General features: G+C 65.8%; 23 protein-coding genes. 14 read left to right on the forward strand and 9 right to left on the reverse strand.

The window, feature by feature from the left end; genetic code table 11:
- Window positions 1–21 precede the first annotated feature (21 nt).
- From NUW87_RS08345 to NUW87_RS08375, 7 genes are all read left to right on the forward strand, one after another.
- Complete coding sequence (locus NUW87_RS08345; protein WP_239219526.1) at window positions 22–753, forward strand: NUDIX hydrolase; 732 nt, start codon at window positions 22–24, stop codon at window positions 751–753.
- The gene (locus tag NUW87_RS08350) at window positions 750–3,170 is read left to right on the forward strand and encodes a DUF6049 family protein (protein WP_269028029.1); all 2,421 of its coding nucleotides are present in this window, start codon (window positions 750–752) and stop codon (window positions 3,168–3,170) included. Before NUW87_RS08345 ends, NUW87_RS08350 begins: the two co-directional genes overlap by 4 nt.
- Entirely contained in the window at window positions 3,167–6,469 is a 3,303-nt protein-coding gene (locus tag NUW87_RS08355; RefSeq protein WP_377734579.1) for a murein biosynthesis integral membrane protein MurJ, read from the forward strand. The genes NUW87_RS08350 and NUW87_RS08355 overlap by 4 nt, the downstream gene beginning before the upstream one ends.
- Before the next feature lie 73 nt (window positions 6,470–6,542).
- Window positions 6,543–7,106 carry a sigma-70 family RNA polymerase sigma factor gene (locus tag NUW87_RS08360; protein WP_063937076.1) on the forward strand — a complete coding sequence of 188 codons (564 nt, stop codon included), beginning with the start codon at window positions 6,543–6,545 and terminating at the stop codon, window positions 7,104–7,106.
- An 11-nt stretch (window positions 7,107–7,117) separates the two neighbouring features.
- Window positions 7,118–8,119 carry a thioredoxin-disulfide reductase gene (trxB, locus tag NUW87_RS08365; RefSeq protein ID WP_269028031.1) on the forward strand — a complete coding sequence of 334 codons (1,002 nt, stop codon included), beginning with the start codon at window positions 7,118–7,120 and terminating at the stop codon, window positions 8,117–8,119.
- A gap of 10 nt (window positions 8,120–8,129) precedes the next feature.
- Window positions 8,130–8,453 (forward strand): thioredoxin, encoded by a 324-nt coding sequence (gene trxA / locus NUW87_RS08370; RefSeq protein ID WP_269028032.1) that lies wholly within the window; start codon window positions 8,130–8,132, stop codon window positions 8,451–8,453.
- 43 nt (window positions 8,454–8,496) lie between these two features.
- Window positions 8,497–9,675 carry an N-acetylmuramoyl-L-alanine amidase gene (locus NUW87_RS08375; RefSeq protein ID WP_239219518.1) on the forward strand — a complete coding sequence of 393 codons (1,179 nt, stop codon included), beginning with the start codon at window positions 8,497–8,499 and terminating at the stop codon, window positions 9,673–9,675.
- 161 nt (window positions 9,676–9,836) lie between these two features.
- On the opposite strand, the gene NUW87_RS08380 is transcribed toward NUW87_RS08375, so the two are convergent.
- From NUW87_RS08380 to rpmH, 7 genes are all read right to left on the reverse strand, one after another.
- Window positions 9,837–10,880, reverse strand: coding sequence for a ParB/RepB/Spo0J family partition protein (locus tag NUW87_RS08380; RefSeq protein WP_269028034.1), 1,044 nt, complete (start codon window positions 10,878–10,880; stop codon window positions 9,837–9,839).
- 3 nt (window positions 10,881–10,883) lie between these two features.
- A complete protein-coding gene (locus NUW87_RS08385) occupies window positions 10,884–11,825 on the reverse strand; it encodes a ParA family protein (RefSeq protein ID WP_269028035.1) in 942 nt (313 codons plus the stop codon).
- Window positions 11,826–12,458: a 16S rRNA (guanine(527)-N(7))-methyltransferase RsmG gene (gene rsmG / locus NUW87_RS08390; RefSeq protein ID WP_269028036.1), complete on the reverse strand. Its 633-nt coding sequence runs from the start codon at window positions 12,456–12,458 to the stop codon at window positions 11,826–11,828. It lies immediately after the preceding gene.
- A 79-nt stretch (window positions 12,459–12,537) separates the two neighbouring features.
- The gene (yidC, locus tag NUW87_RS08395) at window positions 12,538–13,503 is read right to left on the reverse strand and encodes a membrane protein insertase YidC (RefSeq protein ID WP_269028038.1); all 966 of its coding nucleotides are present in this window, start codon (window positions 13,501–13,503) and stop codon (window positions 12,538–12,540) included.
- A gap of 9 nt (window positions 13,504–13,512) precedes the next feature.
- Window positions 13,513–13,800, reverse strand: a complete 288-nt coding sequence (gene yidD, locus NUW87_RS08400) for a membrane protein insertion efficiency factor YidD (protein ID WP_269028039.1) — start codon at window positions 13,798–13,800, stop codon at window positions 13,513–13,515.
- Window positions 13,800–14,156 carry a ribonuclease P protein component gene (rnpA, locus tag NUW87_RS08405; RefSeq protein ID WP_269028040.1) on the reverse strand — a complete coding sequence of 119 codons (357 nt, stop codon included), beginning with the start codon at window positions 14,154–14,156 and terminating at the stop codon, window positions 13,800–13,802. Before rnpA ends, yidD begins: the two co-directional genes overlap by 1 nt.
- A 13-nt stretch (window positions 14,157–14,169) precedes the next feature.
- Window positions 14,170–14,307 carry a 50S ribosomal protein L34 gene (rpmH, locus tag NUW87_RS08410; RefSeq protein ID WP_034996682.1) on the reverse strand — a complete coding sequence of 46 codons (138 nt, stop codon included), beginning with the start codon at window positions 14,305–14,307 and terminating at the stop codon, window positions 14,170–14,172.
- Between the two features lie 745 nt (window positions 14,308–15,052).
- Here rpmH and dnaA point away from each other — a divergent pair.
- The 5 genes from dnaA (at window position 15,053) to gyrB (ending at window position 22,570) form a co-directional block, all read left to right on the forward strand.
- Window positions 15,053–16,618: a chromosomal replication initiator protein DnaA gene (gene dnaA, locus NUW87_RS08415; protein WP_269028041.1), complete on the forward strand. Its 1,566-nt coding sequence runs from the start codon at window positions 15,053–15,055 to the stop codon at window positions 16,616–16,618.
- A gap of 743 nt (window positions 16,619–17,361) precedes the next feature.
- Window positions 17,362–18,546: a DNA polymerase III subunit beta gene (dnaN, locus tag NUW87_RS08420; RefSeq protein ID WP_269028042.1), complete on the forward strand. Its 1,185-nt coding sequence runs from the start codon at window positions 17,362–17,364 to the stop codon at window positions 18,544–18,546.
- Between the two features lie 3 nt (window positions 18,547–18,549).
- Entirely contained in the window at window positions 18,550–19,731 is a 1,182-nt protein-coding gene (recF, locus tag NUW87_RS08425) for a DNA replication/repair protein RecF (RefSeq protein ID WP_239219500.1), read from the forward strand.
- Complete coding sequence (locus NUW87_RS08430) at window positions 19,715–20,323, forward strand: DciA family protein (protein ID WP_269028043.1); 609 nt, start codon at window positions 19,715–19,717, stop codon at window positions 20,321–20,323. The genes recF and NUW87_RS08430 overlap by 17 nt, the downstream gene beginning before the upstream one ends.
- A 147-nt stretch (window positions 20,324–20,470) precedes the next feature.
- Window positions 20,471–22,570, forward strand: a complete 2,100-nt coding sequence (gene gyrB, locus NUW87_RS08435) for a DNA topoisomerase (ATP-hydrolyzing) subunit B (protein ID WP_269028044.1) — start codon at window positions 20,471–20,473, stop codon at window positions 22,568–22,570.
- A gap of 98 nt (window positions 22,571–22,668) precedes the next feature.
- Here the strand turns inward: gyrB and NUW87_RS08440 are convergent, their stop codons facing one another.
- Entirely contained in the window at window positions 22,669–23,103 is a 435-nt protein-coding gene (locus tag NUW87_RS08440; RefSeq protein ID WP_269028045.1) for a DUF6918 family protein, read from the reverse strand.
- Between the two features lie 148 nt (window positions 23,104–23,251).
- Complete coding sequence (locus NUW87_RS08445; RefSeq protein ID WP_269028046.1) at window positions 23,252–23,689, reverse strand: hypothetical protein; 438 nt, start codon at window positions 23,687–23,689, stop codon at window positions 23,252–23,254.
- 69 nt (window positions 23,690–23,758) lie between these two features.
- Between NUW87_RS08445 and NUW87_RS08450 the strand changes: the two genes are divergently transcribed.
- Complete coding sequence (locus NUW87_RS08450; RefSeq protein WP_269028048.1) at window positions 23,759–24,769, forward strand: putative endonuclease domain-containing protein; 1,011 nt, start codon at window positions 23,759–23,761, stop codon at window positions 24,767–24,769.
- A 26-nt stretch (window positions 24,770–24,795) separates the two neighbouring features.
- A partial coding sequence (locus NUW87_RS08455) for a hypothetical protein (protein ID WP_269028049.1) occupies window positions 24,796–25,405 on the forward strand: 610 nt, incomplete at its 3' end.

Below are 25,405 nucleotides of genomic sequence, written 5' to 3' on the forward strand. Positions count from 1 at the left end.
AAGACCGATACCATGACACGAATGAGTGACAACCAGCGCCCGGTACCGGGGCCCTCTAACGGCAAGGGGGGCTCCGGCGGCGGTAAGCGCCGGCCGCGGCGCCGGCGCGGGGGCAAACACGCCGAGCAGCAACAGCAGCCGGGAGACAAGCCGAAGCGGAAGCGCAATAACCGCCGCGGAAAGAACTCCCGCGGCGGGCGCAAGCAGCACAATCGTCGCAAGTCGAAGTACCAGCAGCACGATTCGTCGATAGAGACGCGCGACGAGACCTCGGCCGGCGGCCTGGTGGTCTCCGGCATGGCCGAGGCCGTGGGCAAGGACGGCAAGGTGGACATGAGCCGCATCTACGTCGCGCTCATCGGCCGCTTGGACCGCCGCGGGCGGCTGTTGTGGTCCATGCCGAAAGGCCACGTGGAAAACGGCGAGCACCAGTGGGTCACCGCTGAACGCGAGGTGTGGGAGGAAACCGGGATCACCGGCGAGGCCTTCGACACCCTGGGCACGATCGACTACTGGTTCGTCTCCGACGGCGTGCGCATTCACAAGACGGTGCACCACAACCTGCTGCGCTACGTCGACGGCGTGTTCAACGACGAGGACCCAGAGGTCACCGAGGTGGCGTGGGTGCCCATGAGCGATTTGATGGAGCACCTCGCGTACGCCGATGAGCGCAAGCTCGCGCGCATCGCCTACGACCGGATGCCGGACTTGGCCAGGAAGGAAAAGAAGGCCGGAAGGGCAACTCCGCGATGAACCGGTACGCCGCGCTGGCTGCCGTCGTGCTCGCCGCCCCCGCCGTGCCGCTGGCGCCGGACAACCCGGAAGTGACGGAACAGTGGGCGAACCTGGCCGTGCGCCCGTCCGAAGGCGAGCAGGCGAGTGTGGAGGTCGTCGACGCCCCGCGCGCCATCTCCGCTCACGATCCGTTTCACGTGAAACTTCGCGTGACCAACCACTCGGAGGACATGCTCGAGGGCTTCAGCGTGGTCCCGCGCCGAGCCTCGGCGGTGGCCTCTGTGATGGAGCAGCGCTACGCAACCATCGCCGGCCCGCAAGAGTATTCGGTGGTGGGGGACGCGCGTGACGTCGATAAGCAATTGGCCCCCGGCGACTCGCTGGAGATCGAGATGGACTTAGGCCTCGACCTGCCGGATGTGGGCACGTACCCAATCATGCTGCAGCTTCTCGACGCCTCCGGTGCCCCCCTCGACACCGACCGCTTCCACATGGGCGTCAAGGGCGTCCGGGACAACATCCGGGCCGCGGAGCTGACCGCGCTGTACCCGGTGACCGCGGACGTGGACATCCTGCCCGGCGAGACCGGCGAGGCGCCTGAGACGCAGCCGCTGGTGCTGGCGAACGACTCGCTGGCCGGCCAACTCGCGCCCGAGGGGCGGCTGAGCAAGCTGGTGGACCAGTACATCGAGGCGGCCCAGACGCCGGAAGTTGGTTACGCCACCTGCGTGGCGCTGGACCCGGCGCTGATCGACACCGTGGATCGCATGCAGCACGGCTACACCGTCGACGACGAGCGCCCCGCCGTGGTTGAGGAACCGAAACGGCTGCGCGACTCGTGGGGAGGAGAGGGCGCCCTCGACGGCGAACCCGGCACCGGCGCGGACGACGCGAAGGTGTGGCTGGACAAGGTGCGCCACATCGCCGCCACCGGCTGCGTGGTGTCGCTGCCGTGGGCGAACGCGGACTTGAACGCCGTGGCGCGCACCGGCGACAAGTGGCTCATGCGCGAGGCGGTGGAGCGCGGGCCGTTCGTGCTGCAGCGCGTACTGGGCACCGCCGGCACCCTCAACACCGTGGTCACCGGCGCAGGCTACGTCGAAGATGGCACCGCGCCGGCGCTGGGATGGGCAGACCACTCGCGCTCCACCGTCATGGACGAAGGCATGCAGGCCGCGTGGGAACGCGCCGAAGCGGCCGGGGTGCAGGAAGAGCACGACGGGTCTGAAAGCGCCCTGGAGCGCGCAGACATGGCGGATCTCGCCGGGTCGGCTGCACCCGCTCCGCAGCAACCGGTGCGCGTGCTGGCCGCCGCCGAGGGCAAGAACTACGGCTGGATCGCGCCGGGAGTGATGACGGTGGGCTACCAGTCCTCTCTGGCCACTGTGCTGGCCGCCACCGGCGTGGACCCCGAAACCACCGGTTTTTCAGAGGAGAACCTGCGCTACAACTACGCCGTGGACTCCAAGGCCGCCCGCGACACCAACGCCGCCGCCGCGGTGCGTCTGGCCGCCCAGTCTGCCTGGGTGCCGGGCGACTCCGGGGAGCAGCCGGAGCCGATCATGGTCGCCCCGCCGGTGAACTGGGACGCGGACACCGCCGCCGCCGTGCTGGGCACCGTGGCCGAGCTGGTCACCGGCGCGGGCGCGCACCCCATGGCGTTTGGCACCTACCTGGACGCGCCAGCTGATGTTCAACCGGCGGGTGAGCCGGCGGAGCGCACGGACCCCACCGCGTTCACCGACGCGGAAGTGCTGCAGGTGACCCAGCAGGCCGGGTTCATCAACGACCTGACCGGGTTGATGGTGCCGGATCCCGGCATTGCGCTGACCCGCTACGGGTTCACCCTGCCGCTGCGACGCGATCTGCTGCAGGCGCTGGCCATCGGGCAGCGCCGGGCAATGTCGCGCTACAGCGACGCGGCGGCGGCCACCAGCGAGCACCTCGGCGCCTCGCGTGCCGCGCTGGGAGACCTGCGCTCGGCGGTGGACCTGATCCCGCCCGGGAACGTCTACACGCGCACCTCCAATTCCAGTCCGCTGCTCATCGTGGCCCGCAACGGGTTGCCGCTGCCGGTGGAGACCTCCATCAACTTCTCCGGGCCTGCGGACGCCCGCTTGCACGTGCCCGGGGTGCTGCGCATCCCGGCCCGCGGGTCTGTCACGGTGCAGATGACCGCGGACTTGCCGGAAAGCTCCCGCGGCACGGACCTGAATCTGTACCTGGCGAGCGCGAACGGGCAGCCGATTTCGCAGCCCGTGGACATCTCCGTGCGCACCACACGGATCACGGTGGGCCGTTGGCTCGCCATCGCCGCGCTGGTTCTGGCCGGGCTGCTGGTGGTCATCGCGTTGCGCGGCGCGCGGGGCAGCCCGCCTGCAAACAGCGAACGAGAACCAGAAGCCAGCAGACCTAAGAATCGGAGAACCAAGTGACGGAACAGGGACTGCGCCGGCGCATTGTCACGCCAGCGCCGCCAGCGCCGGTGCCGGCGCCGCGCGAAACCAAACCGGCGCGCGAGGAGCTCGAGGACGGCGCGCCGGATAAGTCGCTGCTGACCACCAGCCCCAAGGGCGAGACCATCGCCCCGCCGCAGACCGCTGACACCGTAGCCGCGGGCACTGTCGCTGTCGCCGAGCCCCAGGCCAGCGAGGAGGAGCCCACCGCCAAGGGCGGGGAGAAGGTCGTGCGCGCCACCGGCTCCATGGCCGTGGCCACCCTGATCTCGCGCATCACCGGGTTCATCCGCACCGTGCTCATCGGCGCGGCGCTCGGCGAGGTGGTGGCGGCGTCCTTCAACACAGCCAACACCCTGCCCAACCTGATCACGGAGATCGTGCTCGGCTCCGTGCTCACCGCCTTGGTGGTGCCGGTGCTGGTGCGCGCGGAGAAGGAGGACGCGGACCACGGCGCGGCGTTTATCCGCCGCCTGTTCACGCTGACCCTGACGCTGATGACGGTGGTCACCGTCGCCGCCGTGGCGGCCGCGCCGCTGCTGAGCCGGATGATGATGGACGAGGACTCCCAAGGCAACCTCGTCCAAACCACGTCGTTCGCGTATTTGGTGCTGCCGCAGATCTTCTTCTACGGCATGTTCTCCCTGTTCATGGCAATTCTGAACACGAAGGAGCACTTCCGCCCGGGCGCCTGGGCCCCGGTGGCCAACAACGTCGTCTCCATTGCCGTGCTCGTGGCGTACATGGCGCTGCCGGGGCGGCTGAACCCGGCGGCGCCGACGTCGATAAGCAATCCGCACGTGCTCCTGCTGGGCCTTGGCACCACGGCTGGTGTGGTGGTGCAGTGCCTGATCATGCTGCCCGCGCTGCGCAAGCTGGGCATCGATTTACGCCCGCTGTGGGGCATTGACGAGCGCCTCAAGCAGTTCGGCGGCATGGCGCTGGCGATTATCACCTACGTGGCGATTAGCCAGTTCGGCTACGTCATCACCTCGCGCATCGCGTTTGACGCGAACGCGGCGGCACAGTTCATCTACCAGCAGCACTGGATGCTGCTGCAAATGCCGTACGGCATCATCGGCGTCACCCTGCTCACCGCAATCATGCCGCGCATGTCTCGCAACGCCGCGGACGGCGACGACGCAGCCGTGGTCGCGGACCTGACCATGGGCACGAAGCTGACGTTCATCGCGCTGATCCCCATCATCATCTTCATGACGGCGCTGGGCCCCGACATCGCCCACGCCCTGTTCGCCTACGGCTCGTTCAGCCCCCAGGCCGCGCACCTGCTCGGCCTGACCATCTCCGCGTCCTCGTTCACCCTGATCCCGTACGCGCTGGTGATGCTGCACCTGCGCGTGTTCTACGCGCGCGAAGAGGCGTGGACGCCCACGTTCATCATCGCCGGCATCACCGGCACGAAGATCCTGCTGTCCGCGCTCGCGCCGTACATCGCCCAGGACCCCAGCCACGTGGTGGTACTGCTCGGTGCGGCAAACGGCTTCGGCTTCGTCGCCGGCGCGCTCATCGGCGCGCTGCTGCTGCGCCGCAAGCTGGGCACCCTGCGCTCCAGCGACGTGCTGCGCACCTCCATCTGGGCGGTGGCAGCGGCACTCGTAGGTGTTGCGGTGATCTTCGGTGTGCGCTGGCTGCTTCGCGACGTCGCCGGCCTGCACCTGCCCGAGGCCCTCGGGCGCCTCATCGGTGCCCCCAGCCTGGGCAACCTCATCGAGGTGGTCCTGCTCGGCCTGCTGTTTCTGGTGGTCACCGGCCTGGTGCTGTCGCGCTCCAAGCTGCCCGAGGTGCAGAACCTGGGCCGCGCGCTGCAGCGCATCCCGGTGCTGGGGCGCTTCATCCGCCCGGACGAGGACCGCGCACTCGAAGTGGGCGAGGCGGACCCGCGGGACGTGTCCAACCAGTTCCTCGCCTCCGACACCTTCAACGCCTCCCCGGTGCCGCCGCCGATGTCCGCCGGTGTGGTCCGCGGGCCGCGTCTGGTGCCGGGCGCGAGCGTGTCCGACGGGCGCTTCCGCCTGATCCGCGACCACGGCGCCTCCACCGGCGCGCGCTTCTGGCAGGCGAGGGAAGTGGCCACCGGCCGCGATGTGGCGCTGACGTTCGTGGACACCACCGGTGCCGCCCCGATGGCCCCGGCTACCCCGCGCGAGGCGGCGCTGAAGGCCGCCGGCGTGGCGCGGCGCACCCGCAAGATGGCCAAGCTGCACCTGCCTGCGGTGGCCGAGAACATTGAAATTCTGTCCTACCGTTCCGGCGCCCTCGTGGTGGCGGACTGGGTGGAGGGCTCCTCGGTCAAGGCCGTGGCGGAGTCCGGCCAGACGCTGCACACCGAGGCCGTGGCCAACGCGCTGGCACCGCTGGCTGGTGCCATGGCGGCGGCGCACGAGGCGGACGTGCCGCTGGGCCTGGACAACCGCCAGCAGCTGCGCATCGACCACGAAGGCCACGTGCGCCTGGCGTTCCCGGTGGTGCTGCCGGACGCCACCCCGGCAACGGACGCGGAGTCCTTCGCCTCCGCGCTGACGCTTCTGACCAGCAACGTCAGCTCCGACGACCTGGACGATGTCACCGCCCGCACCCGCGCGCTCGTGGACGCGGACGCGGTGGACCAGGCCGCCTTCCGCGACATCGAGCGCGCCCTGTACGAGGCGGCGAACCTGCCGGTGCCCAACGAGGACGCCCCAACTGACGAGATCCCGGTGGTGGAGATCTACGAGCCAGTCGAGCCGGTGGCCGAGCACGTGGAGGACCCGGACGCGCTGCGCGGCGGCTTCGGCGGCCGCACCATGGGCCCGGTGACCATCGGGCTGCTCACCTTCGCCGCTGTCATCGCCGCGGTGCTGGTGGGCGTGCTCACGACGTACCTGGTGGACTTCGTCTCCGGCGAAAACGTGGTGGACCGTCCGTCGGCCGCACCCACAACCACCACGCGCGACCCGGGCATGCCGGTGGTAATCGGCCCGCTGAACATGGAGGTCTTAGACGACAGCTCCGTGCAATTCACCCCTGAGGACGGCTCGGCGTTCACGCTTGAGCAGGTGCTTATCGACGCCTCCGGTACCGCCAACTACACCCTGTACGGCGTGCCGGCAGAGCAGGAGACCGCGCACCCGCCCGTGATCGCGGAGGGCAAGTTGCGGGGCGGCCAGATCAGCGCCGACGTGGAAACCAACGAACCACTGTTGCGCGTGGTGCTGAAGGTGGACGGAGAGACGGATGTGAAGAACCTCTCGCTGGTCGGCCACGAGGTTGTCCACTGAAATGCGCACCCGGCCCTAGGCAGGGGGTCTAGGGCCGGGGCATAGTGGGGGCAACTGAATTTTTGGGGGGAAAATGGACTACATCAACGACCGGCAGCTGGTGGCGAACTACCTGGCAGGGGACCGGCAGGCCTTCGCGCTCATCGTGCGGCGCCACCGCAAACGCATGTACTTCGCCGCCCGCAACTTCGCGCGCAACGAGCAGGACGCCCAGGACATCGTCCAAGATGCCCTGTTCAAGGCGGCGCGCAGCATGCACACCTACCGCGGGGAAGCGAAGCTGTCCACGTGGCTGCACCGCATGACCATCAACGCGGCGATAGACCACCAACGCAAAGACGGCCGCTCCGGCGCCCAATGCAGCCTGGACGACAACGACACCGTCGACATCGACGCGAACAAGTACCTCGCCTACAACCCCATGGAGAACATGGAGCGCACCATGGCCATGCGGCAGGCCCTGGCGGTGCTGCCGCAGGCGCAACGCAAAGCGCTGTGGCTCATCGACGTCGCGGGCATGAGCGTCGGCGACGCCGCCGCGGAACTCGGGGTGCAACCCGGCACCGTGAAGTCGCGCCGCTACCGGGCGCGCGAGGCCGTCGCAGCGGCGATAGGGGAGGCGGCGCCGGCGCGCTAAGATCTGCAACTATGACTTCCCCCGGCTTCAACTTTGTCACCCCGCAAACTGATGCGGCACCGGCGCCCGCAGCCGCCACCACCGGCACCGACGAGGTGCACGACCTGATCATCGTCGGTTCCGGCCCCTCCGGCTACACCGCCGCCCTGTACGCCGCCCGCGCGGAGCTGAAACCGCTCGTGTTCGAGGGCTACGAGTACGGCGGCGAGCTGATGAACACCACCGAGGTGGAGAACTTCCCCGGCTTCGAAGACGGCATCATGGGGCCGGATCTCATGGCGAACATGCGCGCCCAGGCCGAGAAGTTCGGCGCGGACCTGCGCCAGGAGCTGGTGGACTCCGTGGACTTTTCCGGCGACGTTAAAAAGGTCGTCGTGGACGACGAGGTCTACCAGGCCCGTGCCGTCATCCTCGCCACCGGCGCCGCGCCGCGCCACCTGGGCATCCCGGGCGAGGAGGAGCTGACCGGCCGCGGCGTGTCCACCTGCGCCACTTGCGACGGCTTCTTCTTCAAGGACCAGCACATCGCCGTCGTCGGCGGCGGCGACTCCGCCATGGAGGAGGCCACCTTCCTGACCAAGTTCGGCTCCAAGGTCACACTCATCCACCGCTCGGAGAACTTCCGCGCCTCCAAGATCATGCTCGAGCGCGCACGCGAAAACGACAAGATCGAGATCCTCACCAACACCGTCGTCGACTCCGTGGTGGAGGCGGACGGCAAGGTCGGCGGGCTGAACATCCGCAACACCGTCACCGGCGCAGAAAGCGTGCTGGATGCCACTGCGCTGTTCGTCGCCATCGGCCACGACCCGCGCTCCGGCTTCCTGGCCGGCCAGGTTGCCGTGGACGAGGGTGGTTACGTTCAGGTGGCGGAGCCGTCGACAAGCACGAGCGTTGAAGGCGTGTTCGCGTGCGGCGACCTGGTGGACAAAACCTACCGCCAAGCCATCACCGCCGCCGGCGCCGGCTGCCGCGCCGCGCTGGACGCACAGCACTACCTGGCGGCGCTGTAGACTAGCGCGCATGAACGCACCAGTTGATGTGACCCAAGCAACCTTCAAAAACGAGGTCATCGAGGCGGACACCCCGGTGCTCGTGGACTTCTGGGCAGAGTGGTGCGGCCCGTGCCGCAAGCTCTCCCCGCTGCTGGACGAAGTCGCCGCGGAGATGGCCGGCCAAGTCAAGGTGGCGAAGGTCAACGTGGACAACGAGCGCGCGCTCGGTGCCATGTTCCAAGTCATGTCCATCCCCGCCGTCCTGCTGTTCAAGGACGGCAAAAAGGTCGACGAGTTCGTGGGTGTGCGCCCCAAATCCGAGATCGTTTCCAAGATTCAGGCGCAGCTCTAGCGGCGCGTAGACTGATTCTGTCCATCCGAATAGAAAGGCCCGCATGCAAGACATTTTGCGCGTTGGCGACTCCAGCACACGGGTCGCCGAGGTCCGGATGTCCCTCGCTCGCCTGGGCCTGCTAGACGGCTACGAGGGCGAGATCGACTCCACCCGCCGCTTCACTGAAGCCGAGATGCTTTACGACGACACGCTGTGCGAAGCCGTCAAAGCCTTCCAACAATCCCGCGGCATCGTGCCCACCGGGACCATCGACTCGGCGACGCTGCGGGAACTGCGCGAAGCGTCCTACACCCTCGGCGCGCGCGTGCTGAGCTACCAGCCCGGCCAGGAAATGGTCGGCGACGATGTCCGGCAGCTGCAATCCCAGCTCCACGAGCTGGGCTTCTACCCGCACCGGATAGACGGCCGCTTCGGCCCGCACACCTACGAGTCGCTGATGAACTACCAGCTCAACTCCGGGCTGGAAGACGACGGCGTGTGCGGCCCCGACACGCTGCGCGCCCTGTCGCTTCTGGGCCGGCGCATCACCGGCGGGTCCGCCCAGGCCATCCGCGAGCGCGAGACCGTGCGCCAGGCCGGCCCGAACCTGAGCGGCAAGCGCGTGGTCATCGACCCCGACTTGGGCGGCACCGACCGCGGCCTGGTGGTGGACGGCCCGTACGGCCCCATCACAGAGGAAGAAATCCTGTGGGATTTGGCCCAGCGCATCGAGGGGCGCATGGTTGCCGCCGGCATGGAGACCATCCTGTCGCGCCCGCGCGGCGACAACCCCTCCAACAAGCAGCGCGCCGACCTGGCCAACGGGTTCAAGGCGGACCTGCTCATTTCGCTACGCCTGGATTCCTACCCGAATGAGAAAGCCAACGGCGTGGCCACGTTCTACTTCGGCTCCGAGAAGGGCAGCTCGTCGCTAACCGGGGAGACGCTCTCGAGCTACATCCAGCGCGAGGTCGCCGCCCGCACCCAGCTGCAGAACTGCCGCAACCACGCCCGCACCTGGGAGATGCTGCGCATGACCCGGATGCCGTCGGTGGAACTTGTGGCCGGCTACCTCACCAACCCGGGGGACCTGGCCATCCTCACCGACCCAAACGAGCGCGACGCCATCGCCGAAGCCGTCGTGGTGGCCGTGAAGCGCCTCTACCTACTCGACCACGACAACCGGCCCACCGGCACCTACTCCTTCAAGGAGCTGCTGCGGGAGGAAAAGCACGCCTAGCGGCGGGGCTGCCCGAAATTGTTCACCCGCCCCGGTCTCGGCCGTGAACCAATTTCGCTGTGACCAGGGAATTTGTTCATTTCCCCCAGGTAAAAACCGCCAAATCCCAGATTTGTTCATACCCCCAGTGAACAAATCCGGGTGAGATACCTTTTACTCGCCTAGTCGGTGCCCTGGATGAGCCCCATGATGCGCTCGAAGTCGTCCTTGTCGCCGAACTCGACCACGATCTTGCCCTTGCGCTTGCCCATGGTCACCGACACCTTGGTGTCCCAGATGTCCGCCAGTGAATCGGCCGCGCGGGTGAGGTACTCCGGCTGCGGGGCGGGCTGACGCTTCGGCTTGTCCGGCACCTTGCCGCCTGCGTTGATCAGGGACACGGCCTCTTCCGTGGCGCGGACGGACAGCCCCTCGGCGACGATGCGGTCGGCGAGTTGGCCTTGGGCGTCGGCGGTGTCGTCGCCAAGCTTGATGCCCAACAACGCACGCGCGTGACCTGCGGAAAGCACGCCCGCGGCGACGCGTCGCTGCACGCCCACCGGCAGGTTGAGCAGGCGGATCGCGTTGGTGATCACGGGGCGCGAGCGGCCCAGGCGGTCGGCGAGCTGCTCCTGGGTCACGCCGAATTCGTCGAGAAGCTGCTGGTAGGCGGCCGCCTCTTCAAGCGGGTTGAGCTGGACGCGGTGGATGTTCTCCAACAGCGCGTCGCGCAGCATGTCCTCGTCGGAGGTTTCGCGCACGATCGCCGGGATGTGCTTCAGGCCGGCCTTGGAGGCGGCGCGCCAGCGGCGCTCGCCCATGATCAGCTCGAAACCCTCGGGAGTGTCGCGCACAACGATGGGCTGGAGCAGGCCGAACTCGCGGATGGAGTGGACCAGCTCAGCAAGCTCGTCCTCGTCAAAGACCTGGCGGGGCTGCTTCGGGTTGGGGATGATCTGGCCGACCGGGATCTCCTGGTAGCGCGCGCCCACCGGCACGGGCTGGATCACCTTGTCACGCTTGGCGGACACTGTCGGGGCGCCCTGGACTTTCTTTTTGGGGGCGCTCTTTGGTGCGTCGTCAGGCTTGGGTGCTTCCTTGCCAAAGATCACGTCGGAGGCACCCCCGCCGATGCCCGGGGTCTTGCCGTTTTTATCGATGTCCGACGGCGTCGACGGGATGAGCGCCGCCAGTCCGCGGCCGAGGCCGCCCTTGCGTTCTGCCATTGCTTAGTCCTCCTCAGAGTCGAGCTGGTTGTAGACCTCGGGGCTCACGCCGATCGGGCCGGTAGTGGGGTGGGGCTGGTAGTCGCCGCGGGTGGCCAACTCCTTCGCCGCGTCGAAGTAGGCCAGCGCGCCGCGGGAGCCGGGGTCGTAATCGATGACGGTCTGGCCGTAGCCGGGTGCCTCGGAAACCTTCACGGAGCGGGGGATGACGTTGTTCAGCACCACTTGGCCGAACTGCCCGCGCACCTCGTCGGCCACGTCGGCGGCAAGGCGGGTGCGGGCGTCGTACATCGTCAGCAGGATCCCGGAGATGTGCAGGTTGTTGTTCAGGTGCTCGCGGATCATGCCGATGTTGCCCAAAAGCTGGCCCACGCCCTCGAGCGCGTAGTACTCGCACTGGATGGGGATGAGCACCTCGTCCACCGCGGTCATCGCGTTGATGGTGAGCAGCCCGAGCGACGGCGGGCAGTCAATGAACACGTAGTCGAAGCCGTGCTCGTCCAAGAAGCCGCGGCGGATCTGGTCGTGCAGGCGGTATTCGCGCCGCACCATGGACACCAGCTCAATCTCCGCGCCGGCCAGGTCGATGGTGGCGGGGATACAGAACAGGTTCGGGTTCTCCGGGTGCGGCTGCACCGCGTCGGAAGCTTCGGCCTCGCCGATGAGCAACTCGTAGCTCGACGTGGTGCCGGAGGTGTGCTCCGCACCGAGCGCGGTCGACGCGTTGCCCTGCGGGTCCAGGTCGATCACCAGTACCTTCAGGCCCTGCTTGCTCAGCCCGGCCGCCAGGTTCACGCTGGTGGTGGTCTTGCCCACGCCGCCCTTCTGGTTGGCCACGGTGATCACGCGCGGCTGGTCCGGCTTCGGGAGCGTTTCGCTTCTCGACGTCACACGCGCCGCGCGCATCGCCGCCTCCATCACAGGAGTCTCGTCGTAGTTTTCCATCTACGCCCCCTTCTTTCTGCGCTGGATACGAATCAACGTGGTGGGCTGCTCCAGCACGGATCCGCCCACGGTAAAGATCTCCGCCTCGCCGCCGCCTGCCTTCGCAATGGCCTTCGCGTCGCGCTCGAGTTCCTCGGCCACGGATTCGCCCTTCATCGCAATCATGTACCCGCCGCCCTGCAGCAGCGGAATGGACCACCCGGCGAGCTTACCCAGCGGGGCGACGGCGCGGGATGTGACGGCGTCGAACTCCGCCTTGGGCTGCTCCTCGGCGCGCCCGCGCACCACGGTCACGTTCTCCAGGCCCAGCTCGGAGACGACCTCTTTGAGATACGTGGAGCGCTTCAGCAGCGGCTCAATCAGCGTGATGGAAAGATCCGGCCGTGCAATCGCCAGCGGGATGCCGGGAAGGCCCGCGCCGGAGCCGATGTCCGCGACCTTCAGCCCGGGCTCGAAGGCCTCCGCGATCACCGCGCAGTTGAGGATGTGGCGCTCCCACAGGCGGTCCACCTCTTTCGGCCCGATAAAGCCGCGCTCGGCGGCCGTGGTGGCCAACGAGCGGTGGTAGGCCTCGGCCAGTCCGAGGCGTTCTCCGAAGACTTGGGCTGCGGCTGCAGGGGAGGTATCCGACATGCACAACACTGTAGTCGGCCCGCCGACATGAAAAAGTCCCGGCCGAAAACGGGCCGGGACATGCGTCGATAAGCGACTGCTACTTACCTTGCTTCCGCTGCTTCTTGGTGCGGCGGTCCTTGGTGCGCGCGCCCGGGGCGGGGGCGGTGGTGCGCTTGAGCTCCACCTTGCGCGCCTCCTCGGCGGCCTCTTCGGCGTCCATCTTGTTGTTCAGCCACATGGACTGGAAGAACGTCCAGACGTTGTTGGTGAGCATGTAGAACAGCAGGCCGATGTGCCAGATCACGCCGGTGGCAAGAATCATGACGGGGAAGAACCACATCATCATCTTGTTCATCATGCCCATCTGGCTCTGCATCATCTCGGCCATCTCGCCCTGCGGCTTCGGGCCCTTGCCGGCGGCCTTGCGGGCCTCCTGGCGCTTGACCATGATGCGGGCGTTGAGGTGCGTAAACGCCGCACACAGCACAACCAGCGGCAGGCACACGGCGACGATCTGCGCGCGGGTGAGATCCACGTTGCCGAAGGCGGCGAAGGCTTCCTGCGGCATGGACATGTACGCAGACAGCGGCACGCCGAAGAAGTCCGCGTCCAGGAAAGACTGCACGTCTTCAGCCGGGAAGGCGTAGTTGGCGGTGGAGCGGTTTTCCTCCACAGACATTCCCAGCTCACTGGTGCGGTTGAAGGAGCGCAGCACGTGCAGCAGGCCGATGAAGATGGGCAGCTGCACAATCGGCACGATGCAGGACGACAGCGGGTTCGTGCCGTTTTCGCGGTAGAGCTTCTGCGTCTCCTCGGCGATCTTCTGCTGGTCGCCCGCGTACTTCTCGCGGATCTCCTGCATCCGCGGCTGCATCTCCTGCATTTTGCGCATGTTGCGCATCTGGTTAACCATCGGCTTCAGCAGCAGCAGGCGCACCGTGCAGGTGAGCAAAACGATGGCCAGGATCCAGGAGATGCCCGAATCCTTGGGGATGACAAAGCCGAGAACCTCGTGCCAGAACCTCAGCACCCAGGAAATCGGCGAATAAATGAAATTCAGCACGTTTCGGTGTTACTCCTCACTCATTTCAATGCTGCCCGGCACCGGGTCGTAGCCGCCGGGGTGCCAGGGCCCGCATTTACACAGCCTGGCCGCGGCCATTGCGCCGCCGCGCACCGCCCCGTGGCGTGACACGGCTTCGAGCGCATACGCACTGCATACTGGCATAAAACGGCACGTCCCGCCCATCTTAAGGGGTGAGATGCACTTTTGGTAACCGCGAATCAGCCCCACCAGCAGTTTCGCCACAGGCCTCCTCGCCACGGGGATTTCGCCGCCGGCGAAGTTGAAGTAGGCCATTATCGTTTCTTTTGCGCTTTGTCCAGCGCTTTTTCAAGATCGCGCGCGAGCTCGTCGCTGGTTGCGGCGGCGGCGGGCGGCAGGGCGCGGATCACAACATCGCAGGAGCGCTCAAGCTTATCGACGAGCTCCCGCTGCTGCACCACATTCCGCAACTTCCGCGACACGGCGTGACGCGTCACCGCATTGCCCACCTGCTTGGACACCACCAGGCCGAAGCGCGGCCCTCCCTGGATGACTACGTCGCCGCGCTGGTGCACATGCACCATTAACGTGCGAGACCCCGCGCGCACACCCTTCCTCATCGCAGCTTTGAAGTCTGCGGAGGAAGAAAGTTTGTGCGGGCGGGGTAACACGCGCGGGTTAAAACTATGCCGTCAGCTTTGCGCGGCCCTTCTTGCGGCGCGCGGAAACGATGGCGCGGCCGGCGCGGGTCTGCATGCGGGCACGGAAGCCGTGCTTACGTGCGCGGCGACGGTTGTTCGGCTGGAAAGTCCGCTTAGACACGGTGGACTCCTTGTGCGGTCATGAACAGCCGACGGCTCGTCAAAAGCCTCCCGGGGAAGTGGCCGTTCCAAATGTGAAACGTTGCGTTGAGATTGCGGTTCGGCTCCGAAGTTGGAGCGCAGTTCGCGTGCAGCGCCTTCGCCAGCTCGCCTTGGATCAAGCGGCCCGGTGCCCGGCGGGGGCGGTGCTCTCAGATGTACGCCGGTACAACCGACGTAAAGACGGGGTTAAGACTACGCGAATTTGTGCGCCCCGGCCAAATCAACACGCGCACTTTTTTCCAGGGGCGATCGGGTACCCCCGTAATTACAACGGTGTGTTTTTTCGCAGGTGGCACGGGAAATCCTCCCCGCACCCTGCGCGAGGGCTGGGAGTATGTGGACAGCTGTTCGACGCGACGAGTTATCCACAAAAACGCGACTCGGCGAAGTTTCGACAGCCCGAGGTCGGAGCGGGTAACAATGAAGCAATCACCACAATCGCACAGCCTGGGGATGCACAGGCCTGTGGATAACTGTGAAGTACCGGTTGAGACTTTCGCCGAAAAATTGTTGTTTAGGCAGGTCACAGCGGTGCAAAACCTCACACACAATTATCCACAGGGCGTGCAGACCCTGTGGACAAACCGCGCTGCTAAAGTATCCACACCTGTGGATAACTCTGTGGAACAGCAGGTGGCAGCGCGCCGAGCGGGCGAGCAGAGTTGTGGATTGCAAATGTAGACAGGAACAGACTGGAGACGACGTTGGCGGACCAACACCTCGAGGACCTGTGGCGCGGCGTCGTCGACGAGCTGCTGCGCCTCTCGGAGCAGGCCACCTCGTCAGTACCCACGCTTACCCCCCAACAGCGCGCCTACCTGCGGCTGATGAAGCCCGTCGTGCTTGTCGACGGCTACGCGCTCCTCTCCGCACCCCACCAAGCCGCGAAAAATGTCATTGAGGAGTCCCTGTCTCCCCACATCACGGCGCTGCTGTCGTCCCACACCGGCCAGCCCTACGCCCTGGCCGTCTCCGTCGCCGCGCCCGAGCCGGAACCCGAACCGGAGCCTGAGCCTGTTCAGCCGCCGCAGCCGAGCTGGCAGCCCACCCAATCCCACGTCGAAGCGCCGGCGGCGGGGGAGCAGATCCCCATGGGCCTGGACGAATTGGCGCAGATGCACGCTGCCCAGGTGGCGGGGCGTCGTCGAGAAGCAAATGCGCACCCCACCGTGGACCCAGTGGACCGCCGCATCCCCCGCGAGAAACCCGCGCACGACCCGGACCGCGAAGCCAGCCTGAACCCGAAGTACACTTTCGAAAACTTCGTCATTGGCTCGTCCAACCGCTTCGCCAACGGCGCCGCCGTCGCCGTCGCCGAAAACCCCGCGAAGGCCTACAACCCCCTGTTCATCTGGGGCGGCTCCGGTCTCGGCAAAACCCACCTCCTGCACGCCGCAGGCAACTACGCCCGCGTGCTGCAGCCGGGACTGCGCATCAAGTACGTCTCTTCCGAGGAATTCACCAACGATTACATCAATTCCGTGCGCGACGACCGCCAGGAATCCTTCAAGCGGCGCTACCGCAACCTGGACATCCTCATGGTCGACGACATCCAGTTCCTCGAGGGCAAGGAAGGCACCCAGGAAGAGTTCTTCCACACCTTTAACGCTCTGCACCAGGCAAACAAGCAGATCATCCTGTCCTCCGACCGGCCGCCGAAAGAGCTGACCACGCTCGAGGACCGGTTGAGGACACGCTTCATCAGCGGCCTGATCACCGACGTGCAGCCGCCGGACCTGGAAACCCGCATCGCCATCCTGATGAAGAAGGCGGCCGCGGACGGCACCCAGGTCGACCACGCCGTGCTCGAGCTCATTGCCTCCCAGTTCGAGTCCTCCATCCGCGAACTCGAAGGCGCGCTGATCCGTGTGTCGGCGTACTCGTCGCTGATCAACGAGCCGATCACCATGGAAGTCGCCCAAGTAGCACTGCGCGACATCCTTCCCGACGAAGGCGACGTCAACATCACCGCCGACGCCATCAAGGATGCCGCCGCCGAGTACTTCCAGGTCTCCCTGGACCAGCTCACCGGAGCCGGAAAGACCAGGCAGGTCGCCCACGCGCGACAGATTGCCATGTATCTGTGCCGTGAACTGACCGAGCTGTCCCTGCCGAAGATCGGCGACGAATTCGGCGGCAAGGACCACACCACCGTCATGTACGCAGACCGCAAGATCCGCAAGGAAATGACGGAAAACCGCGGCACCTACGACGAGATCCAGGAACTCACGCAGGTGATCAAGAACCGCGCCCGCATGCACGCGCGGTAGGTCGGGGCCGGGGTTCTCCGGCGGTTTCGCATCTCACGCGCGAGTTTCCAGCTACAAGGACCCAGCTAATCGCCTTCTGAGGGCGAAAATCGAGGTGCCACTAGCTGGATCCGCGGATTGGGGGGCGCCAGGGGAGGGGAACACGGTCCCGGGCCCCACACTTCGGCAGACCCTGAGATCGTGCGATTTTTGCGCATTCCCAGGCTTTGGGTCCCAGGGTTTGTGGTTTTGGCCTAGCGGGAAGCAACAACAATCACTTCCGTACCACTCTCCACAGGCCTATCCACACCTGTGTAATTACACCGATGTAGTTTGGCTAAGTAGATCACAGTGTAACCGCCGTCACATACTCGAAGGTTGGGGACAGCGTGTGCATAACCGGTGGATGAACGCGGTTCCGTTTGTGTAATTTCAACGCACCCGAAAAACTATCCACAGGGGACCCGACTTATCCACAAGTTATCCACAACCTAAATCACACAGGCGACACGCCGTGCGACCGGCACAAAACCGGTGCAATCCACAGATTCCCCAGGACCTACTGTTGTTCCCCTCTTTACTTCTTGTAATTCAATCTGGAGAAAGAAAGGGTGTGCAATCTTCGGCCCGGCCCTGACATTCGGCGGCGAACCGGAGGTGAGGCGTCGATAGGCAGAGTGCGCGCGGGTGAATCACAAATGTAGAGTGGTGTCCGATCTGGCTCTGCCCGAAATGCCAAACATGCCAAAGGAGACTGCGCAGTCATGGACAACAATGTGTCGTTTCGCGTCCATAAGGATGAGCTCGCAGACGCTGCGGCGTGGGTCGCGCGCAGCCTGCCCACCAAGTCGACGCAGCCGGTGCTGCGCGCGGTTGTGATTACGGCCGACGACAACGGCCTGGAGTTCGCGGGCTTCGACTACGAGGTCTCCACCCGCGTGCGCATCGGCGCCGAGGTCAACGACCCGGGCCGCGTGGCGGTAGCCGGCAAGCTGCTCGCGGACATCGTGGGCACCATGCCTAACGACGCCATCGAGGTCTCCACCGATTCCAAGGTGATGACGCTGAAGGCGCGTTCCTCCCGCTTCGAACTCCCGCTGATTGCGCTGGACGATTACCCGCAGCTGCCGCACCTGCCGGAGGTCACGGGTCGAATCTCTCCGGCGGCGCTCACGGGCGCGGTGACCCAGGTGGCCTCCGCCGCCGGCCGCGATGACACGCTGCCGATGCTCACCGGCATCCACCTGGAGATCGACGGTGAGAATGTCACCCTCACGGCAACGGACCGCTTCCGCCTGGCGCAGCGCCACCTGACTTGGGAGCCGACCAGCCCGGACGTCAAGGCGGACTTGCTCGTCCCGGCGAAGACACTGCTGGACAACGCTCGCACGCTGGACACGTCCATCGACGATCCGGTGGAGCTCGCCGCGGGCACTGCCGACAACATCGGTGGCGACGGCCTGTTCGGCCTGCACACCGGCAACCGCGAAACCACCACCCGCATGCTGGACGCGGATTTCCCCAACGTTGCGCCGCTGCTGCCGAAGACGCACACGGCGATCGCGTCGGTGGAGGTCGCGCCGCTTCTGGAGTCCATCCGCCGCGTCAGCCTGGTCGCGGACCGCAACGCGCAGCTGCGCATGCACTTCAAGGAAGGCGAGCTGACGCTGTTTTCCTCCGGCGCGGATTCCGGTGCCGCCCAGGAGACGCTCGAGGCCGCATTCACCGGCGTGGATGAGCTGCTCATCGCGTTCAACGCGGGCTATCTTCGCGACGGCCTGTCGGTCATCGGCACCGACCGCGTCGTGTTCGGCTTCACGGAGGCCTCCCGCCCGGCGATCATGATCCCGCAGCCGGAACAGCTGCCGGAGCGCGGCGAGGACGGCACGTTCCCCACTCCGGACACGCACTTCACCTACCTGCTCATGCCGGTTCGCCTGCCGGGCTAGCCCATGCACGTCCGCGAGCTTGATCTGCGTGATTTCCGCTCGTGGCCCGAGCTGAATCTCAAGCTTGAGCCGGGCGTGACGGTTTTCGCGGGCCGTAACGGCCACGGCAAAACCAACATCGTCGAGGCGGTCCACTACTCGTCGAAGCTGTCGAGCCATCGCGTATCGACGGATGCTCCGCTCATCCACGCTAACGCCGACAACGCCCGCGTCTCCGCCACCACCGTCAACGACGGCCGCGCGCTGACCACGCACCTGCTGATCAAGGCGCAAGGGGCGAACCAGGCCCAGATCAACCGCACCCGGTTGAAATCTGCCCGCGAGCTGCTGGGCGTTTTGCGTGTGGTGATGTTCTCCCCGGAGGATCTGCGCCTGATCACCGGCGAGCCGGCGGAACGCCGCAAGTTCTTGGACGACCTCGCAGCACTGAGAACTCCGCGCCTCGGCGGCGCCCGCGCGGACTACGAGAAGGTGCTGCGCCAGCGAAACGCCCTGCTGAAGAGCTCGAACATGGCGCTGCGCCGCGGCTACCAGGACGAAGACGGCGCCAGCGCGCTTTCCACCCTGGACGTGTGGGACGGTCAGCTCGCGGCGCTCGGCGCGCAGGTGGTGGCGGGAAGGCTCAGCCTTGTCGACGAGCTGGCCGAGCGCATCACCGAGGCCTACCAGTCCGTCGCCCCGGAGTCGCGCCCCGCGTCGGTGGCGTACAGCTCCACGCTCGACCGGGCGGTAACTGAGCTCAACGGCGGGCCGACACGGGACCCGGCGGTGTTTGAGGCCGCCATGCTCGCTGAGCTGGGCCGGCGCCGCAAGGACGAGATCGACCGCGGCGTCACCCTCGTCGGCCCGCACCGCGACGACCTCGCGCTCATGCTCGGCGACCAGCCCGCGAAGGGCTACGCCTCCCACGGCGAAACCTGGTCCTACGCGCTGGCCCTCCACCTCGCCGAATACCAGCTTCTGGCCAGCGAAGGCACCGACCCGGTGCTGATCCTCGACGACGTCTTCGCCGAGCTCGACGCCAAGCGCCGCGAACGCCTTGTGCACGTTGCCGCCGACGCGGAGCAGGTCCTGGTCACCGCAGCGGTGGGCGACGACCTGCCGGGCAACCTCGACGACGCCGTCGCCGCGCGCTTCGCCGTGACCATGCAAGACGGGGTGAGCGCCATTGAGCGATCTGATTAAGCGCAGCTTCGACACGGTCCGCGCCACCGCACGCAAACGCGGCCGGCCCCTGCCGGATCTGTCCCACCAGGGCACCAGCACCATTCCCAGGCGCAACAATCCATCGCTTCACGACGGACCAAAGGCCGCCATCACGGTTCCCGGGCTTGAAACGGGGCTTGCTCAGCCGGAGAAACGTCGTAAAGCAAATGTGCGAGGCATCCCCACGGGCCTGGACGGACGTGCATTGCCGCGCAGCTACAAGGTTTCCTCCTTTTCCAACCTGTTGGGCTCTGAAATCCGCAAACGCGACTGGACCGAGAAGATGGCGCACGGTTGGGTCATGGGGCACTGGTCCGAGCTGGTCGGCGAGAAAATCGGTCAACACACGCACGTGGAGATGATCAAGGGCGGCGAAGTGCACGTCAGCTGCGATTCCACTGCCTGGGCGACGCAGATGAAGTACATGCAGCGCGAAGTGCTCGCGGCGATCGCGGCGAAGGTCGGGCCGGACGTGGTGACCAAGTTGCACGTCTACGGGCCGAAGACGAAGAGCTGGCGGTATGGCCCGCTGCACGTGAAAGGCCGCGGCCCGCGCGACACGTACGGGTAAGGGCCAAGCGAAAAACGCGCGTGAAACGCCCTCTCGCGCGTTGGACACCTCCCCGTTATGGCCCCCTCACCGTGTAATATAGGACGGGTTCAACGGGCCTGAATGACACATTCGGCCCACATTTACGCATGGAGGAGCTTCCCGAAAGTGGCAGAGCAGCAACCCCATTACGACGCGTCATCGATCACCATCCTCGAAGGCCTGGAGGCGGTGCGCAAGCGCCCGGGCATGTACATCGGTTCCACCGGTGTGCGCGGCCTGCACCACCTGGTCTGGGAGGTCGTGGACAACTCGGTCGATGAGGCGATGGCGGGCTACGCCGACCGCGTCGACGTCACCCTGCTGGAAGACGGCGGCGTCGAGGTCGTGGACAACGGCCGTGGTATTCCGGTGGAGATGCACCCGACCGGCGCCCCGACGGTGCAGGTGGTTATGACCCAGCTGCACGCCGGCGGCAAGTTCGACTCGGAGTCCTACGCGGTCTCCGGCGGCCTGCACGGTGTGGGCATTTCCGTGGTCAACGCGCTGTCCACCCGCGTTGAGGCGGACATCAAGCGCGACGGCAAGCACTGGTACCAGCGCTTCAACATGGCCGTGCCGGACGAGCTGGAAGAGGGCGGCAACGCCCGCGGCACCGGCACCACCATCCGTTTCTGGCCGGACGCGGAGATCTTCGAGACCGTCGATTTCAACTACGACACCATCTCGCGCCGCCTGCAGGAAATGGCCTTTTTGAACAAGGGCCTGACCATCACGCTGACGGACCAGCGCGTCACGGACGAGGAGCTCGAGCTCGAGGCCATCGCCGAGGAGGGCGACACCGCAGCGGCCATCGACGGCGACTCGTTCGACGACAGCACCGAGACTGTGGACGCCTCCGAGGTCGACCAGGACGGCGACGGCGACACGGTGGAGCCGGGCGACGAAGTCGCGCCAGACGTCAAGAAGAAGCGTGAAAAGAAGGTCACTTTCTACTACCCGGACGGCCTGGTCGATTACGTCAAGTACCTGAACAAGTCCAAGACGGCCATCCACCCGACCATCATCGGCTTCGACCAGAAGGGCGACGGCCTGGAGGCCGAGGTGGCGATGCAGTGGAACGGCTCCTTCAAGGAGTCCGTGCACACGTTCGCCAACACGATTAACACGCACGAGGGCGGTACCCACGAGGAGGGCTTCCGTGCCGCGTTGACGTCGTTGATGAACCGCTATGCGCGCGACCACAAGCTGCTCAAGGACAAGGAGCCCAACCTCACTGGCGACGACTGCCGCGAGGGCCTCGCCGCTGTCGTCTCCGTGCGCGTGGCCGACCCGCAGTTTGAGGGCCAGACCAAGACCAAGCTGGGCAACACCGAGGTCAAGGGCTTTGTCCAGCGCGCGGTGAACGAGAACATCTCCGACTGGTTCGACGCTAACCCGGCCGAGGCCAAGGTCATCGTGAACAAGGCCGTGGCATCCTCCCAGGCCCGCCAGGCGGCCCGCAAGGCCCGCGACCTGGTGCGCCGCAAGTCCGCCACCGACCTGGGTGGCCTGCCCGGCAAGCTCGCGGACTGCCGCTCCAAGGACCCCACAAAGTCCGAGCTGTTCATCGTGGAGGGCGACTCTGCAGGCGGCTCCGCCAAGGGCGGCCGCGACTCCATGTACCAGGCCATCCTGCCGCTGCGCGGCAAGATCCTGAACGTGGAGAAGGCCCGCATGGACCGCGTGCTGAAAAACGCTGAGGTCCAGGCCATCATCACCGCGCTGGGCACGGGCATCAACGACGAGTTCGACATCGCCAAGCTGCGCTACCACAAGATCGTGCTGATGGCCGACGCCGACGTGGACGGCCAGCACATCGCCACCCTGCTGCTGACCCTGCTGTTCCGCTTCATGCCGGAGCTGGTGGAAAACGGCCACGTCTTCTTGGCCAACCCGCCGCTGTACAAGCTGAAGTGGGGCAAGGGTGAGCCGGGCTACGCGTTCTCCGACCGCGAGCGCGACGAGCTGCTGGCGGAAGGCCTGGAGGCCGGCCGCAAGATCAACACCGACGACGGCATCCAGCGCTACAAGGGCCTGGGCGAGATGAACGCCAAGGAGCTGTGGGAGACCACCCTGGATCCGGACACTCGCATCCTGCGCAAGGTCGAGCTCGAGGACGCCCAGCGTGCCGACGAGCTGTTCTCCATCCTCATGGGCGACGACGTTGCGGCCCGCCGCAGCTTCATCACCCGCAAGGCGAAGGACGTGCGCTTCCTGGACGTCTAGCGCTCGTAAAATCTGACAACGCCCCGGCGTTTTCCCAGGTGAGGGAAGTCGCGTCGGGGCGTTTTGTCAACTTTTACGCGGGGGCGCTTTAGACGTCGTTAAGCAAAACGCTCCACGATCTCGCCGAGCTGCGGCAACGACGGGCCCACGATCTTCGCGGCCTTGCCGCGCAGCGTGGAGTACACCTTCTTGATGGCGCCGGGCATGGAATCCGCCTGCTTGTCGCCTGCGTCGAGCATCGCCTTGACCACGTCGTCCTCGCGGCCGGAGAGGAACTCGCCGAAGCCCTGCTGGCCGCTGGCCTGGTAGGCGGACCAGTAGGGGTTGAGCTCGTCGACGATCTGCGGGAGGAACTTGTTCACGCCCTTGGAAATGGCGTCCGCGTCGGCCTTCTTACCAGCAGCGAGAGCGGACTTCAGGGCCATGCCGGTGAGGCCGGACTGGCGGGCGACAGTGTCGTCGACAAGAGTGGTGATCTCCTGGACAACCTGGGGGCGCTTTGCTGCGTCGAGCAGCTGGGAAAGATCAGTCATGCCTGTCAGTCTAACGAGAAAAACGGCCGGTGCGGGACCGGCCGTTTTCGGTTGCAGCTCTTCCACCACAGCACCCAAACTTCGCATCAGTCACATGGATCACTGCAACCACAACGGGCACAACCGTAACACAGGGTGTGTGGCGGAGCTAACGCTGGGGCAGGTACCCCTGGAGCTGTGGCAGGTACTGATCCGCGTAGGACTGCACAAACGCCGTGATCTCCTTCGCCGGAATCAGGCGATTGCCTTCCGACGAGCCCGGCACATGCGTCAGATTAAACTGCTCCGCCAGGTTGTCCACCGCTTCGCGCGCCTGCGGCACGAAATCGACGATGAGCTGCACCGCAACCGCCGTCGCTGCAAACGCAATAGCCAAGGAGATCGGCGCCGAACCCGTGTAGGACCCCTCCAGCGCACGCTTCTCCGGCGGGTTGATGTCCTTGTCATAGTCCGGGCGGTAGTTCGGCTTGGACGAACCCTTCGAGCTTGTCGAGGACAACTGCGAAATGGCGGTGTCCTGCGCAAAGGCGGGGGAGGGGGCGGCGAGCAGGGCGGCGGCCGCCAGCGCCGCAACAGTTTTCTTCATGGGAAACATGTTAGGCGCTCAGGACGGCCGAAAAGGGAACCGCCGGGTGGTTGCGAGCGTCTAAAACACATGACCCACCTCTACAACGGCATGTCCACCACCGCCGGCGACCTGCTCTACCCGAACCCCGGGCGACTCCCTCCCGGAATGGCCAGCGTGAGCGGGAAATTCCTCGTGCCGCGCTCCGTACTGCGCCCGGAAAGCCTGGTCATCCGCGACTCTGTGCGCCACCCTCGCCGGGTGCGCTACCAGGTGCCGGCAAAGTACCGCGCGGTGGCGCACGTGCTCGCACATCCGGGCACCACGCTTACCGGTTTCGGTGCGTTGGCCTTGTACGGGCTGCCGTACCTGGTGGACGCGCACGACACCGTCCTCATCTCACCGACGTGCGGGCGCAAGCAGTGGGGTACCCAATTCACTCCTACGGTGGTGAGAAAACCTCTCCGGCCAGGGGAAACGTGGCATGTGTTGTGTCGCGGGGAACCGATCAGCGTGGCCGCGCCACCTGTTGCCGTGGTGCAAGCGCTCAAGCTCATCCGAACTCAGCAATGCTTGTGGCCCGTGCACGGGTCCGAGGATGAAGAGGTGTTTGTGCGTGCGGTACAGCTCGTCGACGCCAGCCGCCGCTTTCTCGGCCTCACCCCCGAGGAGATCGCAGAGGCAGGCCACAACCGACTGGCCGTCCGTTGGCTTGCGTCGGTACTGAAAGCTTCAAGCGTGCTCGCGGATTCGCCGAAAGAGACCGAGATGCGGTTCTTGGCTGCCAAGGTGGCCGCGGAGTTTGGGCTCCGACTGGAGGAACAGGTGGAATTCTTCGAGGACGGACGGCCGCTCACGCGCGCTGATCTGGGATTTCCCGAAGCCCAGGTCGCGTTGTTCTACGACGGCATCCACCACGAGGAGAAGAAGCAGCGCATCTACGACAACACCGTCGACCGCGCACTCGCCGTCCAAGAGTGGACCGCATTGCGCTACACGCAAGGCACGCTTGGATTGCTGATTGGTCAGCTGCGGGCCATTCTCACCCAGCGCGGTTTTGTACGAATCAACATCCAACCCTCACTGTCAGACTGGTTGTGAACAACGAACCGTAGGAGGTTTTGTTCATGACTTTGCTCGATGTTCCAGTGTTGATCCCGGAGCCGGACGTGTTGTCCGAGCCGGCTTCGGTCGGCAATCGGAAGGGCCAGAGCCGCCGTGTGCCCCGCCGGGGGTGTCGCGCTGATGATGTGTTGTCCCTTGCTGTGACGGTGCTGGCTCCTGGCGAGGTCCTCGACGAGGATGACCTGGTTATGCCGCAGGCTGGCGCGGTTGTGTTTACAGCGTGTGAGCCGTACTCGCGGGGGCTGGATTTTACTGCCGCTCAGAAGCAGCAGATGGTCACGATCTATCGCCAGTTGCCGTACGGGGCGAAAGGCATCTGGCTTGATCGCCAGGGGCTGTATGGAGCCAAGATCTTCCGGTGGGGCCAAGAGCTTGGACTTTTGACCTGCGCGCAGCAAAAGGCAGCGTCGGTCGGCGACGAGGAACTGCCAGCGGTGCTCGACGCCGCGGCGGTGACGTCGCTGGTGCAGCGCTACCTTGCACTTCCTTACGGTGAAAAGGAAGCATTTTTAGCCAAGCACGATCTGTGCCACCAGACAGTGCTGCGGTGGGCCACCATGGTCGCAGACGGATCGATCGCGCATTACACGCATAAACGAAAGGCAGGAACAG

It is taken from the genome of Corynebacterium pilbarense, from assembly GCF_026930265.1.
GTDB classification, from domain to species: Bacteria; Actinomycetota; Actinomycetes; order Mycobacteriales; family Mycobacteriaceae; genus Corynebacterium; species Corynebacterium pilbarense.

Bases quoted from the DNA above. Each gene is read 5' to 3' on its own strand.
- NUW87_RS08375 (WP_239219518.1), top strand. From the start codon at position 8,497: ATGCAAGACATTTTGCGCGTTGGCGACTCCAGCACACGGGTCGCCGAG.
- recF (WP_239219500.1), top strand. From the start codon at position 18,550: ATGCACGTCCGCGAGCTTGATCTGCGTGATTTCCGCTCGTGGCCCGAG.
- dnaN (WP_269028042.1), top strand. From the start codon at position 17,362: ATGGACAACAATGTGTCGTTTCGCGTCCATAAGGATGAGCTCGCAGAC.
- trxA (WP_269028032.1), top strand. From the start codon at position 8,130: ATGAACGCACCAGTTGATGTGACCCAAGCAACCTTCAAAAACGAGGTC.
- NUW87_RS08380 (WP_269028034.1), bottom strand. From the start codon at position 10,880: ATGGCAGAACGCAAGGGCGGCCTCGGCCGCGGACTGGCGGCGCTCATC.
- NUW87_RS08440 (WP_269028045.1), bottom strand. From the start codon at position 23,103: ATGACTGATCTTTCCCAGCTGCTCGACGCAGCAAAGCGCCCCCAGGTT.
- NUW87_RS08450 (WP_269028048.1), top strand. From the start codon at position 23,759: ATGACCCACCTCTACAACGGCATGTCCACCACCGCCGGCGACCTGCTC.
- NUW87_RS08350 (WP_269028029.1), top strand. From the start codon at position 750: ATGAACCGGTACGCCGCGCTGGCTGCCGTCGTGCTCGCCGCCCCCGCC.
- trxB (WP_269028031.1), top strand. From the start codon at position 7,118: ATGACTTCCCCCGGCTTCAACTTTGTCACCCCGCAAACTGATGCGGCA.
- NUW87_RS08385 (WP_269028035.1), bottom strand. From the start codon at position 11,825: ATGGAAAACTACGACGAGACTCCTGTGATGGAGGCGGCGATGCGCGCG.
- rsmG (WP_269028036.1), bottom strand. From the start codon at position 12,458: ATGTCGGATACCTCCCCTGCAGCCGCAGCCCAAGTCTTCGGAGAACGC.
- yidD (WP_269028039.1), bottom strand. From the start codon at position 13,800: ATGGCCTACTTCAACTTCGCCGGCGGCGAAATCCCCGTGGCGAGGAGG.
- NUW87_RS08345 (WP_239219526.1), top strand. From the start codon at position 22: ATGAGTGACAACCAGCGCCCGGTACCGGGGCCCTCTAACGGCAAGGGG.
- NUW87_RS08445 (WP_269028046.1), bottom strand. From the start codon at position 23,689: ATGAAGAAAACTGTTGCGGCGCTGGCGGCCGCCGCCCTGCTCGCCGCC.
- NUW87_RS08360 (WP_063937076.1), top strand. From the start codon at position 6,543: ATGGACTACATCAACGACCGGCAGCTGGTGGCGAACTACCTGGCAGGG.